The following is a 16,992-nucleotide window of genomic DNA, read 5'->3' as shown; positions in this document are numbered from 1 at the left end:
CGCTGCCGTGCACCGAAGGGATACCTGATGAGAGCCCCCGCCCTCTACTCGGCCGCCGGGTCCTTGCTCCTGACAGCCCTCGCCGGTGTCACCGCCCCGTCGGCCGGCGGCGCCGAGGGCGCCGCGGGCATGCCCGAGCTGCACGGCACCGCGGTCGCCGCCGCGCGCGCCGAAGCGGCCGGGATCGACTTCGGCAAGTGCGCCCTGGGACAGGACATGCCGGGCCGCATGCAGTGCGGCACGGTGACCGTCCCCCTCGACTACGCGCAGCCGAACGGCAAGCAGATCAAGCTCACCGTCAGCCGCGTGCGGGCGACCCACAAGGACCCGCACAACAGCAAGCGCGAGGTGCCCCGGCAGGGCGCCCTGGTCTACAACCCGGGCGGGCCGGGCGCCTCGGGCATGCTCTTCCCGCTGGTCGGCCTGCTCCCGGAGTGGAAGGGCATCGCCGGGGCGTACGACCTCGTCGGCTACGCCCCGCGCGGGGTCGGCCGGTCCGCGCCGCTGTCCTGCCAGGACCCCAAGCAGTTCTTCAAGGCGCCCTCGCAGTCGCCGACGTACCCCTCTGAGGCGTACAAGAAGGAGCGCATCGCGCAGGCCAAGGCGTATGCGCGCGGCTGTGCCGAGCGGTCGGGCAGCGCCCTGAAGCACTACCACTCCCTCAACAACGCCCGTGACCTGGACGTCCTGCGGGCCGCGCTGGGCGAGGAGAAGCTGACGTTCATGGGCGCCTCGTACGGGACCTACTTCGGGGCGCTGTACGCGACGCTGTTCCCCACGCATGTGCGGCGGATGGTGCTCGACGGGCCGGTGAACCCGGACCCGAAACAGATCTGGTACGGCAACAACCTCGCCCAGTCGGCCGCGTTCGAGGGCCGCTGGGCGGACCTGCGGAAGTGGATCGCCAAGCACGACGGCGTGTACGGCCTCGGCGACACCCCGCAGCAGGTGCTGCGCAACTACGAGAAGGCGCGGGCGCGGCTGGCCGACAAGCCGGCGGGCGGCACGGTGGGGCCGGGCCAGTTGCAGGACGTGTTTCTCACGGCCGGGTACTACGACGACTACTGGCCGGGTCGCGCGCAGGCCCTGTCGGCGTATCTGAAGGGCGATCCGCAGCCGCTGATCGACATCGCCGGGCCGCAGACCGAGGCGGCGGCCGAGGAGGAGAACTCGGGCGCCGTCTACACGGCCGTCGAGTGCAACGACGGGCCCTGGCCGACGGACTGGGCGGTGTGGGACCGGGACAACACCCGGCTCGCGCGCGTGGCGCCCTTCGAGACCTGGGACAACGTGTGGCTCAACCTGCCGTGCGCCTACTGGCCGGCGCCCCGGCAGGAGCCCCTCGACGTGCGCACGGCGCTGGGCGAGCTGCCGCCGACGCTGATCCTGGCGGCCGAGCGGGACGCGGCGACGCCGTATGACGGCGCCCGCGAGTTGCAGCGCCGGCTGTCGGGCTCGGTGCTGGTGACCGAGCGGGACTCCGGCACCCACGGCATCGCGGGCGGGCCGAACACCTGCATCAACGGGCACCTGGACGCGTATCTGCTGGAGGGCCGCCTGCCGCTGTGGCGCGCGGCGTGCAAGGCACACCCAGAGCCCAGGCCGGAGACGAAGTCCGCCGAGCCGGCCCGGACGGGCGACCGCGCCGACAAGGCGACAGCCGCCCGGCACAAGGGCTGAGGCCGAGCAGGCCCTGATCAGCCCGGCGGATGGCTGATCAGGCGAGCCCTGCGATCAGCTCACCGATCTCCTTGCGGCGGCCCGTGTAGAACGGCACTTCCTCGCGGACGTGCATCCGGGCCTCCGAGGCGCGGAGGTGACGCATGAGGTCGACGATGCGGTACAGCTCGTCGGCCTCGAAGGCGAGGATCCACTCGTAGTCGCCGAGGGAGAACGAGGCGACCGTGTTGGCGCGCACGTCCGGGTAGCCGCGGGCCATCTTGCCGTGGTCGGCGAGCATGCGGCGGCGGTCCTCGTCGGGCAGCAGGTACCAGTCGTAGGAGCGCACGAAGGGGTAGACGCTGATGTAGTTGCGCGGCGTCTCGTCGGCGAGGAACGCCGGGATGTGCGAGCGGTTGAACTCGGCGGGGCGGTGCAGCGCCATGTTCGACCAGACCGGCTCGAGCGCGCGGCCCAGCTTGGTGCGGCGGAAGAGGTTGTACGCCTCCTGGAGCTGGTCGCTGGTCTCCGCGTGCCACCAGATCATGAGGTCGGCGTCGGCGCGCAGCCCGGACACGTCGTACGTGCCGCGGATCGTCACGTCCTTGGCGGCGAGCTGGTCGAACAGCTCCTGGACCTCGTCGGCGTAGCCCGCGCGGTCCTCGGGGAGGACGTCCTTCAGCTTGAAGACGGACCACAGCGTGTAGCGGATGACCTCGTTGAGGTCCTTGGCCAGCTTGCCCTTGTTCGGGATCCTGGCGGACTCGGTGGTGGGGGCGTCGTCACTCATGTCCCTCATTCTCCCGCTCCGCCGTGCGGACTCTGCACCGGGTGGGCGGTGAGGTCCTGCACAGCGCGCAGGTCACCGTGGATCTGGTCCACCGCCGCATACGCGCTCGCGATGCACGCCGGGATGCCGACGCCGTCGTACTGCGCGCCGCACACCGCGAGGCCCGGCAGCTTGGCCACGTGCTCGCGGATGCGGGCCACGCGCGCGTGGTGGCCGACTGGGTACTGGGGCAGGCCGTCGTCCCACCGGGTGACCCGGGTCTCGACGGGGGTCGCGTCGAGGCCGGTCGCCGCCTTGAGGTCGTGCCGGGATACGTCCACCAGCTCGTCGTCCGCGCGCTGAAGGATCTCGGTCTCTCCGTACCGCCCGACGGAGGTGCGCAGCACGACGAGGTCCGGGTTCCGGTCGGCGATCCAGCCCCACTTCTGCGAGGCGAAGGTGGACGCCTTGATGGTGCGCCCGTCGACCGGCGGCACGAGGAACCCGCTGCCTTCGGGGAGTGCGGTCTCGGCGCGGCGGTAGGCGAGGGTGACCAGCGCCATGGAGGCGTACTCGACGGCGGAGAGCTCGGCCGCGGCGGCGGGGGCCTCGGCGCGCAGAAGGCCGGCGGCGGCCGGGGCCGGTACGGCGACGACCACCGCGTCGGCGTGCAGGACGCGGTCGCCGGTGGCGACCCGCCACCTCCCGGAGGACTCCCGGCGCAGCTCCGTGACGGCCGCCCCGGTGACGATCTCGCCGCCCCGCTCCCGCACCGACTCCGCCACCGCGAGCGGCAGGCTGCCCACTCCGCCCTCGATGCCCATGAAGACGGGCCCGGTCTGCTGGGCGGCGGCCGCCTTCGCCTGGATCTCGCGGACCCCCTCGGTGAGCGACTGGTGCGTCCGGGCCGCCTGGAAGAGCTGGGGGACCGCCGAGCGCATCGAGATGCGGTAGGCGTCGCCCGCGTAGACGCCGCCCAGCAGGGGTTCCACCAGGCGGTCGACGACCTCACGGCCCAGCCGCTCCGCCACATACGCCCCGACGGCCACGTCCTCCCCCACCTCGGTCCGCGGCAGGTCGGCGTCGCGCTCGATACGGCGCAGGCCCTCCTCGGAGAGGACGCCGGTCAGGGCGGAGGCGGTGCCGGGGACGCCCATGACGTGACCCTTGGGCATCGGGCGCAGGGCGCCGCGGGTCCAGATCGCGGCGGACGCGGTGGCGGGCGGCTGAAGGCGGTCGGCGAGCCCCACCTCACGGGCGAGGGCCACCGCCTCGGGGCGGCGCGCGAGCATCGACTCGGCGCCGAAGTCGACCCGCGCGCCCGCGATATCGCCGGGCAGCAGCTTGCCGCCGACCCGGTCCGACGCCTCCAGGACGGTCACGCGCACCCCACGCCGCACCAGCCGGTGGGCGGCGGCCAGCCCGGCGACGCCGCCCCCGATGACGACGACCTGCCCCGCACCCGTACGAGTCTCCGTTTCGCGCATGTCCCCAGCCTCTCAGAACCCACTGACAGCCCGTCCCCGCCCCGGGGTGTCCGGCACGAGTCCCGACCGTGACCTCTTCGGGACCGTTCGCGGCCAACGTCCGGGCCCTCCCCGGCGTCGAAGTGATGTCAGTCGTCACCGACCCTCGGGGGGTAGCCGCACATGCGCACACGACGTTCCGTACGACCGATTCAGGCGCTGGCCGGGATCCTGCTGGCCGCCGCCCTCGCGCTCACCGGCTGCACCGGCGCGAACGACAGCTCCGACAGTGGCAGCGGGGGCGACGCGGCCGCCGCGGCACCGGAGGGGCGCCAGGAGGGCGCCGCGGGCAGCGAAAGCGACGCGAGCGGCGCCAAGGCCGACGCCCCGCCCAAACTGTCCGCGAGCCACATCATCCGCACGGCCTCGCTGACCGTGCAGGTCAAGGACGTCCCGAAGGCCCTGGACGAGGCCCGTACGACCGCCGAGAACGCGGGTGGCTACGTCGGCAACGAGACGACCAACCGCGACGAGAAGGGCAACGAGCGCACCCGCGTGATCCTGCGCGTGCCCGTCGACCGGTACGAGGAGGTCCTCACCGACCTGGAGGGCGCGGGCAAGCTCCTCGACCGCACGGCGAAGGCGCAGGACGTCACCGAGCAGGTCGTCGACGTGGAGAGCCGCATCAAGACGCAGCGCGCCAGCGTCGCCCGGATCCGCGAGCTGATGGACCAGGCGACCAGGCTCAGTGATGTGGTCACCCTGGAGGGCGAGTTGAGCACCCGCCAGGCCGACCTGGAGTCCCTGCTCGCCCAGCAGACGTCCCTGAAAGACCGTACGACCCTGGCCACCATCACGCTTTCCCTCTCGGAGACGCCCGTGAAGAAGGCCGTCGAGGACGACGACCCCGGGTTCGTGGACGCGCTCACGGGCGGCTGGGACGCGTTCGTGACGGTGCTGCGCTGGATCGGCATGGCGATCGCCGCGGTGCTGCCGTTCGCCGCGGTGGCGGCGCTGCTCGTCCTGCTCTGGCTGCGCCTGATCCGCCCCCGGCTGCCGCGCCGCCCGGCCCCCGCGCCCGCGATGAGCGCGCTGGGCCCGATCCCGACGGCGCACCCGGCACCGGAGCGCCCCCGCGGAGAAGACGAGGACTGAGGGTACGGGCTTGAAATGCCCGGCCCCCGTAGCGTGTTCGCATGAGCATGAGCGCTGCACGGAGTGCACGGGAACGACTGGTCGTGATCGGCGGCGACGCCGCGGGAATGTCCGCGGCGTCGCAGGCCCGCCGCCTCAAAGGCCCGGACGAGCTGGAGATCGTGGCCTTCGAACGCGGCCACTTCACGTCGTACTCGGCGTGCGGCATCCCCTACTGGATCGGCGGCGACGTCCCCGACCGGGACCAGTTGATCGCCCGCACCCCCGAGGAGCACCGCGCCCGCGGCATCGACCTGCGCCTGCGCACCGAGGTCACGGAGATCGACGTCGACCGACAGCGGGTACGCGCGCGTGACGTCGATTCCGGCGCCGAGTCCTGGACGTCGTACGACAAACTCGTGATCGCCACCGGCGCCCGCCCGATCCGCCCCGACATGCCGGGCGTCGACGCCCCCGGCGTCCACGGAGTCCAGACCCTCGACGACGGCCAGGCCCTGATCGACACCCTGGCACGCACGCGTGGCCGGCGCGCCGTGGTCGTCGGCGCGGGCTACATCGGCGTCGAGATGGCCGAGGCCCTCATCAACCGCGGCTACGAGGTGACGGTCGTCAACCGTGGCAGCGAACCCATGTCCACCCTCGACCCGGACATGGGCCGTCTGGTGCACGAGGCCATGGAGGGCCTCGGCATCACCATGGTCAACGACGCGGAGGTCACCAAGATCCTCACCGGCGAGGACGGCCGCGTACGCGCGGTGGCCACGGAGGCGGCCGAATACCCGGCGGACGTGGTCGTCCTGGGCATCGGCGTCCGCCCGGAGACCACCCTCGCCGCCCAGGCAGGCCTCCCCCTCGGCGCGTACGGAGGCCTGCTGACCGACCTCTCGATGCGCGTACGCGGCCACGCCGACATCTGGTCCGGCGGCGACTGCGTCGAAGTCCTCGACCTGGTCTCCGGCCGGCAACGCCACATCGCCCTGGGCACCCACGCCAACAAACACGGCCAGATCATCGGCACCAACATCGGCGGCGGCTACGCCACGTTCCCCGGCGTCGTGGGCACGGCCGTCAGCAAGGTCTGCGACCTGGAAATCGCCCGAACCGGCCTCCGCGAAAAGGACGCCCGTCGAGCAGGCCTCCAGTTCACCTCAGCAACCATCGAATCCACCAGCCGCGCCGGCTACTACCCCGACTCCAACCCCATGACAGTGAAAATGCTCGCCGAACGCCGCACCGGCCGCCTCCTGGGCGTCCAGATCGTAGGCAGAGAGGGCGCGGGCAAGAGGGTCGACATCGCTGCGGTAGCCCTCACAGCACGCATGACGGTAGAGCAAATGACAGCCCTGGACCTCGGCTACGCCCCACCCTTCTCCCCAGTCTGGGACCCGGTACTGGTGGCAGCCAGAAAGGCATCAAAGGCAGTAGAACAGCAGGCCTGAAGGGGCGCGGGGAACTGCGCGACAAGCCACAACGAACCTGCAGCCCGCATCCAACCCACACCCCTACGGCGCACCCCGAAAGTCAGCCAGTCCCGTTGATCCGGTCAATAGCCTGACGCGCCTGCTCCGCCGGAGGCCTCGCCGGCAAGGAAGAAACGGACCCCGTGGCAACCGCGGCCGGCTGCTCCCCGGAGGGCCTCGCATGCGCGGCATTCCGCGCGGACCGCAACCGATGGCTGACGGCCTCATCCAACGTCACCGGCCGCTGCATCTGCGCCGCCAGCCGCCCCGCCTCCTGGCCGAGCCGGGCAATGTCCTCCCAGGGCAGATGCAGCACCAGGGAAACTTCGGCCTCACCGTCGGGCAAGGCATGAATGGGAGGAGTCACTCGGTCGTTCATCGCCTGTTCCTCACGTCATCCCCGCGAAGCGCCATTCCGCGGGCGGTTGAAGAGACATACGCACACTCCCCCGGCGACGTTCACCGATTCACCGCCCTCATCGGGGGCACTACTTCCTTGTGGTCATCCCCGTCCATGACGTGAATCCGACGCGCCGCACTCCTTGGGTGACGTACGCGCTGATCGCCACGAACGTGGTCGTCTTCCTGTCCATGCCGGGCATAGCCGGCTCCGTGGCGGGAGACAGCAGCCTGGCCCAGCTCTGCAACCTCCAGGCTTTCCTGGACCACTACGCGGCGGTGCCAAGGGAGTTGATCCACCATCAGATGCCCCAGTTGGTGCCCACCGGTGACGTCGCCGTCGGCCGGCAGGGACCCGGCTGCGTGGTCGGCCCGCCGTCCTACGACAAGTCGGCGGAACTGAGCGTGCTCACGGCGATGTTCCTGCACGGCGGCTGGCTGCACCTGCTCGGCAACATGCTCTTCCTGCTGATCTTCGGCAACAACATCGAGGACCGCATGGGCCATGTGCGGTTCACGCTCTTCTACGGCGTCTGCGGCTACGCGGCGTCGTACGGCTTCGCACTCCTCAACGCCGACTCCGGCGAACCGCTGATCGGCGCGTCCGGGGCGATCGCCGGGGTGCTGGGCGCCTATCTGGTGCTGTATCCGAAGGCCCGCGTCTGGGTCCTCGTGCCCTTCCTGATCTTCCTGCCGCTCAGGCTGCCCGCCTGGCTGGTGCTGGGCTTCTGGTTCGTGCTCCAGGCCGTCTACTCGTCCGGCGAGGGCATCTCCGACGCGGGCACGGTGGCGTACGCGGCGCACATCGTCGGCTTCCTCGCCGGCATGCTGCTCGCCTGGCCGCTCAAGCAGGGCACCCCACCGCCACCGGAGCCGCGCGGCCTGCTGTTCGGCAGGCGGGCACGGCCCCGGCACACGTGGTGAGTCAGCGCGCGGTGTGCGTGTGGACGTACTCCACGAGGCGGGTCAGGGCGTCCGGGTCGGTGTTCGGCATGACGCCGTGGCCGAGGTTGAAGACATGCCCCTCCAGGCCGGCCGCCGCGTCGAGGACCTCGCGGGTCTTGGTCTCGACGGCTTCCGTGGAGGCGAACAGGACGGTCGGGTCGAGGTTGCCCTGGAGCGCCTTGCCGGGGCCGACACGGCGGACGGCCTCGTCCAGCGGGACGCGCCAGTCGACGCCCACGACGTCCGCGCCGGCCTCGCCCATGAGCTTCAGCAGCTCGCCGGTGCCGACACCGAAGTGGATGCGTGGGACGCCGTACCCGGCGACCGCCTCGAACACCTTCGCCGAGGCGGGCATGACCGAGCGCCGGTAGTCGGCGGGGGCGAGCGCGCCGACCCAGGAGTCGAACAGCTGGACCGCCGAGGCGCCCGCCTCGATCTGGACCTCCAGGAAGGCGGCCGTGATGTCCGCGAGTCGGTCGAGCAGGTCGGCCCACAGCTCGGGGTCGCCGTACATCATCGCCTTGGCGTTCTCGTACGTCCGGGACGGGCCGCCCTCGACGAGGTAGCTCGCGAGGGTGAACGGCGCGCCCGCGAAACCGATGAGCGGGGTCTGGCCGAGCTCGCGGGTGAGCAGGCCGATGGCCTCGGTGACGTAGCTGACGTCCTCGGGGGTGAGGTCGCGCAGTCGGGCCAGGTCGGCGCGGGTGCGGATCGGCTGCTCGACGACCGGGCCGACGCCGGGCTTGATGTCGAGGTCGAGGCCGATCGCCTTGAGCGGGACGACGATGTCGCTGAAGTAGATCGCCGCGTCCACGTTGTGCCGGCGCACCGGCTGGAGGGTGATCTCGGTGACCAGCTCGGGCCGCATGCAGGACTCGAGCATCGGGATGCCCTCGCGCACCTTGCGGTACTCCGGCAGCGAGCGCCCGGCCTGCCGCATGAACCACACCGGCGTATGCGGCACGCTCTCCCGCCTGCACGCCTTCATGAAGGCGGAGTCATACGTCACCGTCGGCTGCTTGCCCGCAGGGCTGTCATTGACGCTCACGACGAAGAGTCTCGCACGCCCGCCTGACAACCCAGTCCGAGGGCAGCCAACCCAGGGGCGCGGGGAACTGCGCGACCAGCCCCAGACCGCCCGCACCCGCCCCACAACAGCAACCACCCCTCCCCGTAGGCGACCAAACCACCCCAGGCAAGGGTGTCTACCCTGCACCCAGCCCCCGTTCCGCTTAATCTGCACCGCATGGCTGCGGCTCAGGGACAACTGTCGGACGGCACTGACGGAATGGACGACGCGAAGGAGGACGCTGGGCATGACAACACCGCTCCGCCCCCCTTCCGCGCCGCCGTCGACGCGCTGCGCACCGCCCGGCTGCGGCCGCAGGTCGAGGTCGAGCCGACGCGCGCGCCCCAGCGCCTGGCCCCCTTCGCCCACGCACTGGAAGCCACGGTCGTCGACGGCGACCAGGATCTGGCCGACGGCCGCCTGGTGCTGCTGCACGACCCGGCCGGACACGACGCCTGGCGGGGCACGTTCCGGCTGGTGACGCTGGTGCGCGCGGAACTGGAACAGGAGATGGCCGCCGACCCGCTGCTGCCCGAGGTGTGCTGGTCGTGGCTGACCGGTGCGCTGCAGGCGCGCGGACTGACGTACGGCGAGCCGAGCGGCACCGTCACGCGCGCGAGCTCGCACTACTTCGGCGGCCTTGCCGAGCGCCCGTCGGCCTCGCAGATCGAGATCCGCGCCTCCTGGACGCCGCGTGAGGGCCTGGGCGGCGTCCCGGACGCGGCGGCTCACCTGGCGTCCTGGTGCGATCTGCTCGCCCAGGTCGCGGGCCTGCCGCCGGCCGGTCCGGGCGACGCTTCCGTGGTGACGCTGCCGCAGCGACGGGGACCGCAGTCACGCTGACGGCCACCCCAACGGCCGATGCCGCTTCCTCACTTTGTCGATACGGCCACTTTCAGTCATGAACGAGCCCTCGAACGAACCGATTCGCTCATCGAGCGATCGACAGCCTGTCCGAATTGCCCTGATTGTTACTCACTAGATCGTGATCTTTCTCTAAAGAAACAGAGGTTTGGTGCCGAAGACGACTGTGACCTAGAAGTCGTCCCCGCACCCCAGGAGGCCTGGTGTCCGTTCTCCTCGAGCAGCCCGCAAGCCTGGTCGCCTACCGCCCGAACAAGCCGACCGCCATGGTGGTCGTGGCCGATCCCCGCGTCCGCTCCACCGTCACCCGCCACTTGTGGGCGCTCGGTGTGCGCGACGTCATCGAGGCCTCGTCCATCGCGGAGGCTCGTCCCCGCATCGGCAACCCCCGCGACATCTGTGTCGCCGACGTCCACCTGCCCGACGGCTCCGGCCTCACCCTCCTGTCGGAGACCCGCGCCGCGGGCTGGCCCAACGGCCTCGCCCTCTCCGCCGCCGACGACATCGGCGCCGTACGCAATGCCCTCGCCGGTGGCGTCAAGGGCTACGTCGTCACCGGCACCCGTACGACCGTCGGGCTCCCCACCCGACCGGGCGCCGCCCCCATCGGCGCCGCCGCCGCCCGTATGCACCGCCGCCCCCCGGGTGCCCCGAGCCACCCGGGCGGCTACCGAGAGCTGTCCGGCCGTGAGGTCGAGGTGCTGCGACTGGTGGCGGAGGGCCAGTCGAACAAGGCGATCGGCGTCTCGATGGGCCTGTCCGCCCTGACCGTCAAGAGCCACCTCGCCCGTATCGCCCGCAAGCTCGGCACGGGCGACCGCGCCGGCATGGTCGCGGTGGCCCTGCGCACCGGAATCATCCACTGAGCCCGAACCGAGCCGCCGTATTCACCTCCGTGAACCCATGAACGGGATCGGCCGCTGGTCCCGCCTCACCAACCCCATGCGTCGTGAACCGGATCTTTCACCGACCTGACTGGTTTACGACCCTCAAGCGCCCGTCGACGGAACGTTCCGTCGACGGGCGCTGTCCATACACAGATACCCTTGACATGTGACCGACGCCCAAGAGACCGCAGCAGACAGCTCACTGCGAACCACCGGAGGCGCCCCTCCGGACGACGGCGGATCTTCTGTTACGGGGGCGCCGAACCCTGAACCGATCCCTTTGCTCGAACCGCGTGACGGTATTCCGCCGGTCGTCGCCGACGACGCCGCGCTCGCCGAGGTGATCGCCGCCTTCGCGGCCGGCTCCGGCCCCGTCGCCGTCGACGCCGAGCGCGCCTCCGGCTACCGCTACGGACAGCGTGCCTATCTCGTCCAGTTGCGCCGCGAGGGCGCGGGCACCGCGCTGATCGATCCGGTGGACTGCCCCGACCTCTCCGGCCTCGGCGAGGCGCTGTCCGGCGTGGAGTGGGTGCTGCACGCCGCCACACAGGATCTGCCCTGCCTCAGGGAAATAGGCATGGTGCCGACGCGGCTGTTCGACACCGAACTGGCCGGGCGGCTGGCCGGGTTCCCGCGGGTCGGGCTCGGCGCGATGGTCGAGGGCGTTCTCGGCTTCGTCCTGGAGAAGGGGCACTCGGCCGTCGACTGGTCCACCCGCCCGCTGCCCGAGCCGTGGCTGCGGTACGCCGCGCTGGATGTGGAACTCCTCGTCGACCTGCGGGACGCGCTGGAGAAGGAGCTGGACCGGCAGGGCAAGCTGGAGTGGGCCCACCAGGAGTTCGCGGCGATCGCGGCGGCGCCGCCCGCCGAGCCGCGCAAGGATCCCTGGCGTCGTACGTCCGGGATGCACAAGGTGCGGCGGCGTCGGCAGCTGGGCGTCGTGCGCGAGCTGTGGCAGACGCGGGACCGGATCGCGCAGCGCCGGGATGTGTCACCCGGCAAGGTGCTGAGTGACGCGGCCATCGTGGAGGCCGCGCTCGCTCTTCCGGCCAATGTGCACGCGCTGGCCGCTCTGAACGGGTTCGGGCACCGGATGGGGCGGCGACAGCTGGAGCAGTGGCAGGCGGCGGTGGATCGCGCGAAGGCGCTGACCGACGCGCAGTTGCCGCAGCCGGGGCAGCCCGTCACCGGGCCTCCGCCGCCGCGGGCCTGGGCCGACAAGGATCCGGCCGCGGCCGCTCGGTTGTCCGCGGCCCGGGCCGGGGTTTCGGCGTTGGCCGAGGAACTGAACATGCCGCAGGAGAACTTGATCACGCCGGACACGGTGCGGAGGGTTTGCTGGGAGCCGCCGGTTCCGGCTGACGCCGGGGCGGTGGGGGCGGCTCTGGCCGGGTTCGGGGCTCGGGCCTGGCAGGTTGAGCTGGTGACTCCGGTGCTTGTGGAGGCTTTGTCCGCGAAGGCGCCGTAGGCGGCTGTGTTGTGGGCGGCTGCGGGTTGTCTGTGGCTGGTCGCGCCCACGCGGCGGAGCCGCAAATCGATACAGCCCCGCGCCCCTGTGGGGCGCTTCAGCACTGCCGACTTCAATGTGACCTTCGCCGCTCCCCCTGCCAGGGGTGTGCAGCTACGTTACCCACAAGTAGCATGGGCCTGAGCGCGCGCTCAGCGCTTGCGCGACGCAGCAGTGCAGATCCCGCACCTCTGGAGGAGAGCCATCGTGCCTCGTACCGTCAGGGACGTCGTCTTCGTCGACGGCGTCCGCACCCCGTTCGGCAAGGCGGGCCCGAAGGGCATCTACCACGAGACCCGTGCCGACGACCTTGTCGTGAAGGCGATCCGGGAGCTGCTGCGCCGCAACCCCGGTCTCGACCCGAAGAAGATCGACGAGGTCGCCATCGCCGCGACCACGCAGATCGGCGACCAGGGCCTGACCCTCGGCCGTACGGCGGGCATTCTCGCCGGTCTGCCGCAGTCGGTGCCCGGCTACTCGATCGACCGCATGTGCGCCGGTGCGCTGACCGCGGTCACCACCACCGCGGGCTCCATCGCCTTCGGTGCGTACGACGCCGTCATCGCCGGTGGTGTCGAGCACATGGGCCGCCACCCGATGGGCGAGGGCGTGGACCCGAACCCGCGGTTCGTCAGCGAGAAGCTGGTCGACGAGTCCGCCCTGTTCATGGGCATGACCGCCGAGAACCTGCACGACCGCTACCCGACCATCACCAAGCAGCGCGCCGACGAATACGCCGTGCGCTCGCAGGAGAAGGCCGCGAAGGCGTACGCCAACGGCAAGATCCAGCAGGACCTGGTGCCGATCTCGGTGCGCCGGACCACCCCGGAGGCCGGTGAGACGGGCTGGGGCCTGGTCACCGCCGACGAGCCGATGCGCCCGGGTACGACGCTGGAGAACCTGGCCGGCCTGAAGACCCCGTTCCGTGTCCACGGCCGGGTCACCGCCGGTAACGCGGCCGGTCTGAACGACGGCGCCACCGCGTCGATCATCGCGAGCGAGGACTTCGCCCGCGAGCACAACCTGCCGGTCAAGATGCGCCTTGTCTCGTACGCGTTCGCGGGCGTCGAGCCGGAGGTCATGGGCTACGGCCCGATCCCGGCGACCGAGAAGGCGCTGGCCCAGGCCGGTCTGTCGATCGAGGACATCAACCTCTTCGAGATCAACGAGGCCTTCGCCGTCCAGGTCCTGGCCTTCCTCGAGCACTACGGCATCGCCGACGACGACGCGCGCGTCAACCAGTACGGCGGCGCCATCGCCTACGGTCACCCGCTCGCCTCCTCCGGCGTCCGCCTGATGACGCAGCTGGCCCGCCAGTTCGAGGAGCAGCCGGAGGTCCGTTACGGCCTCACCACCATGTGCGTCGGCTTCGGCATGGGCGCCACGGTGATCTGGGAGAACCCGCACCACAAGGACGCCGGAGGCAACAAGTGAGCACCGCTGAACTCCTGAAGGGCGCGGCCGAGCTCTTCCCGGACGAGGTCGTCACCCAGGCGCACGTACGCCACCTCGACCTGCCGTACGGCGCCGGGCGCTTCGCGCTGATCACGCTCGACAACGGTTTCGACCACACCAAGCCGACCACCTTCGGCCCGGCCTCGCTGGCGAACCTCAACACCGCCATCGACCAGGTCGAGCAGGAGGCCGCGGCCGGCGAGATCGTCGGTGTCGGTGTCACCGGCAAGCCGTTCATCTTCGCGGTCGGCGCCGACCTCAAGGGCGTCGAGCTGCTGAAGAAGCACGACGACGCGCTGGCCATCGGCAAGGGCGGCCACGAGGTCTTCAAGCGTCTCGCGGGCCTCGCGGTGCCGACCTTCGCGTACTACAACGGCGCGGCCATGGGCGGTGGCGTCGAGGTCGGTCTGCACTGCGAGTACCGGACCGTCTCCAAGGCGCTGCCCGCCTTCTCGCTCCCCGAGGTCTTCCTCGGCCTGGTCCCCGGCTGGGGCGGCTGCACGCTGCTGCCGAACCTGATCGGCGCCGACAAGGCCGTCTCGGTGATCATCGAGAACAGCCTCAACCAGAACAAGCAGCTCAAGGGCCAGCAGGTCTTCGACCTAGGTATTGCCGACGCCATCTTCGAGGGCGCCGACTTCCTGGAGCAGTCGCTGATCTGGACCGCCCAGGTGCTGAAGGGCGACGTCGAGGTCGAGCGTCCGGTGATCGACCGCGGTGAGGCCTGGGACCAGGCTGTCGCCAAGGGCCGTTTCATCGCGGACGGCAAGGTGCACGGGGCCGCTCCGGCCGCCTACCGCGCCCTCGACATCATCGCCGCCGCCAAGAACGGCGACCTCCAGCAGGGTTACGACGCCGAGGACAAGGCACTCGCCGACCTCATCATGGGTGGCGAACTGCGTGCCGGTATCTACGCGTTCAACCTGGTGCAGAAGCGCGGCAAGCGCCCGGCCGGCGCCCCGGACAAGAACCTGGCGCGTCCGGTCACCAAGGTCGGTGTCGTGGGCGCCGGTCTGATGGCCTCTCAGCTCGCGCTGCTGTTCCTGCGCCGCCTGGAGGTGCCGGTCGTGCTGACCGACATCGACCAGGAGCGCGTCGACAAGGGTGTGGGCTACGTCCACGCCGAGATCGAGAAGCTGCTCGGCAAGGGCCGTATCAACCAGGACAAGGCCAACCGCCTGAAGACGCTGGTCACCGGTGTCCTGGACAAGGCCGAGGGCTTCGCGGACGCGGACTTCATCATCGAGGCGGTCTTCGAGGAGATCGGCGTCAAGCAGCAGGTGTTCGCGGAGGTCGAGGCGGTCGCCCCGGCGCACGCGATCCTCGCCACCAACACCTCGTCCCTCTCGGTGAGCGAGATGGCGTCGAAGCTGAAGAACCCCGAGCGGGTCGTCGGTTTCCACTTCTTCAACCCGGTCGCGGTGCTGCCGCTCCTTGAGATCGTCCGCGGCGAGCAGACCGACGACGCCTCGCTGGCCACGGCGTTCGCCGTCGCCAAGAAGCTGAAGAAGACGGCGGTTCTGGTGAAGGACGCCCCGGCGTTCGTCGTGAACCGCATCCTCACCCGCTTCATGGGCGAGATCCAGAACGTCATCGACGAGGGCACGTCGGTCGAGGTCGCCGAGAAGGCCGTCGAGCCGCTCGGTCTGCCGATGTCCCCGCTGGTGCTCCTTGAGCTGGTCGGTCCCGCGATCGGTCTGCACGTGTCCGAGACCCTCAACCGGGCCTTCCCGGACCGCTTCACGGTCTCTCCGAACCTCACGGCCGTCGTCAAGGCGGGCAAGCGCGGCTTCTACGTCTACGACAGCGGCAAGCCCGAGCTCGACCCCGAGGTCGCCGCGCTGCTCAAGCAGGGCGATGTCGTCCTGACCGAGGAGCAGGTGCGGGCGCGCGTCCTGGACGCGGTGGCGCAGGAGATCGGGCTCATGCTCGACGAGGGTGTCGTCGCCGAGGCCCAGGACATCGACCTCTGCCTGATCACAGGCGCCGGCTGGCCCTTCCACCTGGGCGGCATCACGCCGTACCTGGACCGTGAGGGCGTGTCGGAGCGCGTGAACGGGAAGCGGTTCCTGGAAGCGGGCGCGGCCAGCGTCCCCGTATAAACCGCTGGTGATGTACGTCGGTGCCCCGCACGCCAACCGGTGTGCGGGGCACCGGCGTTGTCGTGGCTAGAGGTCTTCCTGCCAGGCGGCGAGCGCGAGGCCGGGCTCGTCCTTCTGCCGGGCGAGGCGCAGGACGCCGTCCGGGGTCATGCTGGCGGCCACGACGCGTCCCTCGGCGTCCTCCGCCAGGGCGACCTGGGTGCCCGCCGGGAGCTGCGGGCCGGACTCCGTCCACCACAGGCCCGCCGACTCCTGTTCGGTCGGGTAGGCGGCGAAGGCCACCCGGCCGGAGGCCGAGCGCTGCGCGAGCAGGGTGCAGTCGTGGCCGTCCAGGACACAGCGGAGGGTGGCCACCGGGCCGGGGCCCACGGCGGCGATGAGCGCGACCGGGTCGCCGCCCGGCCGCCACGCGTACAGCATGCCCTCGGGGTCCGCGAAGAACAGCGTCGTGTGCTCCTTCGACGTCGGCAGCGCGCTCAGCGTGCCCGGCTCGATGCGCACGGGCAGGGGATCGGCCGCGACCGGACGGGCGCCGGGTTCCGGCTGATGCCAGCTCAGGATCCCGTCGGGGTTGGTGGCGTACACCTCGACGAGGCCCGACTCCCCGGTGACGGCGACGAGTTCCTCGTGCACCCTGGAGCCCCTGAGGTTGTGCCAGCCGTTCCAGCCGCCGCGTTCCTTCTGGTTGATGGTGTGGACGCCCTTGCCGTGATTGCGGACGAAGAGGTACGCCCGTCCCTCGGCGTCGACCGCGACGGCCGGCGTACCGGTCCGCTCGCCCTTCTTGGTGGGGTGGCCGATCGGGTTCCAGTCCAGGGGCGCGAGCAGGGGCCGGAAGTGTGTGGAGTGCACCAGGCCCGACTCGCCCTGCACAGTGGGCCGCCAGGCGACCAGATGGGCGTAGCCGTCGGCGCCCTGGCCGACCGCGAAGCCCGCCTGCACACTCTGCTCGCCGCCCACGCGGCGCGGGGCGTCCCACGGGCCGCCGGGGACGCCTTCCGCCCGGCACAGGACGGCGTCGTCCGACGGCCAGTAGACGCCGAGGCGGCCGTCGCGGCCGCGGATGAACCAGTCGCCGTTCACCGCCTCACTCTATTCGGGGCGAACCGCGTACCGGGGATCGGCCCCCCGCCTGGTCACAGCCGTGCGGGGCCGGCACTTCTCCTGCGCGGCCGGACGGCGTCGTCCGCGTCTTCCGGCGCCGCAACCGGGCAGGCATTCCCCTACGTTGTACAGACGTGGCACTCCCGCACAC

At 71.0% G+C, this 16,992-nt stretch carries 14 protein-coding genes; 9 read left to right on the top strand and 5 right to left on the bottom strand.

Features of this window, described 5'->3' with window-relative positions; genetic code table 11:
* The first annotated feature begins 27 nt into the window (after window positions 1-27).
* Window positions 28-1,680, top strand: coding sequence for an alpha/beta hydrolase (locus ACTWQO_RS15235; protein ID WP_443237843.1), 1,653 nt, complete (start codon window positions 28-30; stop codon window positions 1,678-1,680).
* A 37-nt stretch (window positions 1,681-1,717) separates the two neighbouring features.
* Here the strand turns inward: ACTWQO_RS15235 and hemQ are convergent, their stop codons facing one another.
* Window positions 1,718-2,449 (bottom strand): hydrogen peroxide-dependent heme synthase, encoded by a 732-nt coding sequence (hemQ, locus tag ACTWQO_RS15230; RefSeq protein WP_443237842.1) that lies wholly within the window; start codon window positions 2,447-2,449, stop codon window positions 1,718-1,720.
* Between the two features lie 5 nt (window positions 2,450-2,454).
* Window positions 2,455-3,915 (bottom strand): protoporphyrinogen oxidase, encoded by a 1,461-nt coding sequence (gene hemG, locus ACTWQO_RS15225; RefSeq protein ID WP_443237841.1) that lies wholly within the window; start codon window positions 3,913-3,915, stop codon window positions 2,455-2,457.
* A 162-nt stretch (window positions 3,916-4,077) separates the two neighbouring features.
* Here hemG and ACTWQO_RS15220 point away from each other — a divergent pair, with 162 nt between their 5' ends.
* Both ACTWQO_RS15220 and ACTWQO_RS15215 read left to right on the top strand, forming a co-directional pair.
* On the top strand, window positions 4,078-5,049 hold the full coding sequence (locus ACTWQO_RS15220) for a DUF4349 domain-containing protein (RefSeq protein ID WP_443237840.1): 972 nt from the start codon (window positions 4,078-4,080) through the stop codon (window positions 5,047-5,049).
* 41 nt (window positions 5,050-5,090) lie between these two features.
* Complete coding sequence (locus ACTWQO_RS15215) at window positions 5,091-6,488, top strand: FAD-dependent oxidoreductase (protein ID WP_443237839.1); 1,398 nt, start codon at window positions 5,091-5,093, stop codon at window positions 6,486-6,488.
* Between the two features lie 82 nt (window positions 6,489-6,570).
* Here ACTWQO_RS15215 and ACTWQO_RS15210 read toward each other — a convergent pair whose 3' ends face one another.
* Complete coding sequence (locus ACTWQO_RS15210; protein ID WP_362952240.1) at window positions 6,571-6,888, bottom strand: hypothetical protein; 318 nt, start codon at window positions 6,886-6,888, stop codon at window positions 6,571-6,573.
* Between the two features lie 119 nt (window positions 6,889-7,007).
* Here ACTWQO_RS15210 and ACTWQO_RS15205 point away from each other — a divergent pair, with 119 nt between their 5' ends.
* Entirely contained in the window at window positions 7,008-7,832 is an 825-nt protein-coding gene (locus ACTWQO_RS15205; RefSeq protein ID WP_443237838.1) for a rhomboid family intramembrane serine protease, read from the top strand.
* A gap of 1 nt (window position 7,833) precedes the next feature.
* Here the strand turns inward: ACTWQO_RS15205 and hemE are convergent, their stop codons facing one another.
* A complete protein-coding gene (hemE, locus tag ACTWQO_RS15200) occupies window positions 7,834-8,901 on the bottom strand; it encodes a uroporphyrinogen decarboxylase (protein ID WP_443237837.1) in 1,068 nt (355 codons plus the stop codon).
* Window positions 8,902-9,099: 198 nt separating this feature from the next.
* On the opposite strand from hemE, the gene ACTWQO_RS15195 reads away from it, so the two are divergent.
* The 5 genes from ACTWQO_RS15195 to ACTWQO_RS15175 all read left to right on the top strand — a co-directional run bounded on the left by ACTWQO_RS15195 (window position 9,100) and on the right by ACTWQO_RS15175 (window position 15,737).
* Window positions 9,100-9,765 (top strand): DUF3000 domain-containing protein, encoded by a 666-nt coding sequence (locus tag ACTWQO_RS15195; protein WP_443237836.1) that lies wholly within the window; start codon window positions 9,100-9,102, stop codon window positions 9,763-9,765.
* Window positions 9,766-9,989: 224 nt separating this feature from the next.
* Window positions 9,990-10,652, top strand: a complete 663-nt coding sequence (locus ACTWQO_RS15190) for a response regulator transcription factor (protein WP_155059374.1) — start codon at window positions 9,990-9,992, stop codon at window positions 10,650-10,652.
* 187 nt (window positions 10,653-10,839) lie between these two features.
* Window positions 10,840-12,141, top strand: coding sequence for a ribonuclease D (locus ACTWQO_RS15185; protein WP_443237835.1), 1,302 nt, complete (start codon window positions 10,840-10,842; stop codon window positions 12,139-12,141).
* Window positions 12,142-12,387: 246 nt separating this feature from the next.
* The gene (locus ACTWQO_RS15180) at window positions 12,388-13,614 is read left to right on the top strand and encodes a thiolase family protein (protein ID WP_443237834.1); all 1,227 of its coding nucleotides are present in this window, start codon (window positions 12,388-12,390) and stop codon (window positions 13,612-13,614) included.
* A complete protein-coding gene (locus ACTWQO_RS15175) occupies window positions 13,611-15,737 on the top strand; it encodes a 3-hydroxyacyl-CoA dehydrogenase NAD-binding domain-containing protein (protein ID WP_443237833.1) in 2,127 nt (708 codons plus the stop codon). Before ACTWQO_RS15180 ends, ACTWQO_RS15175 begins: the two co-directional genes overlap by 4 nt.
* Before the next feature lie 66 nt (window positions 15,738-15,803).
* Here ACTWQO_RS15175 and ACTWQO_RS15170 read toward each other — a convergent pair whose 3' ends face one another.
* Window positions 15,804-16,820: a hypothetical protein gene (locus tag ACTWQO_RS15170; protein WP_443237832.1), complete on the bottom strand. Its 1,017-nt coding sequence runs from the start codon at window positions 16,818-16,820 to the stop codon at window positions 15,804-15,806.
* Between the last annotated feature and the right edge of the window lie 172 nt (window positions 16,821-16,992).

The organism is Streptomyces sp. 4N124 (genome assembly GCF_052245395.1).
Lineage (GTDB): Bacteria > Actinomycetota > Actinomycetes > Streptomycetales > Streptomycetaceae > Streptomyces.
Note: the sequence above shows the minus strand (reverse complement) of the source record. Positions and strands in the feature narration are given on the sequence as shown.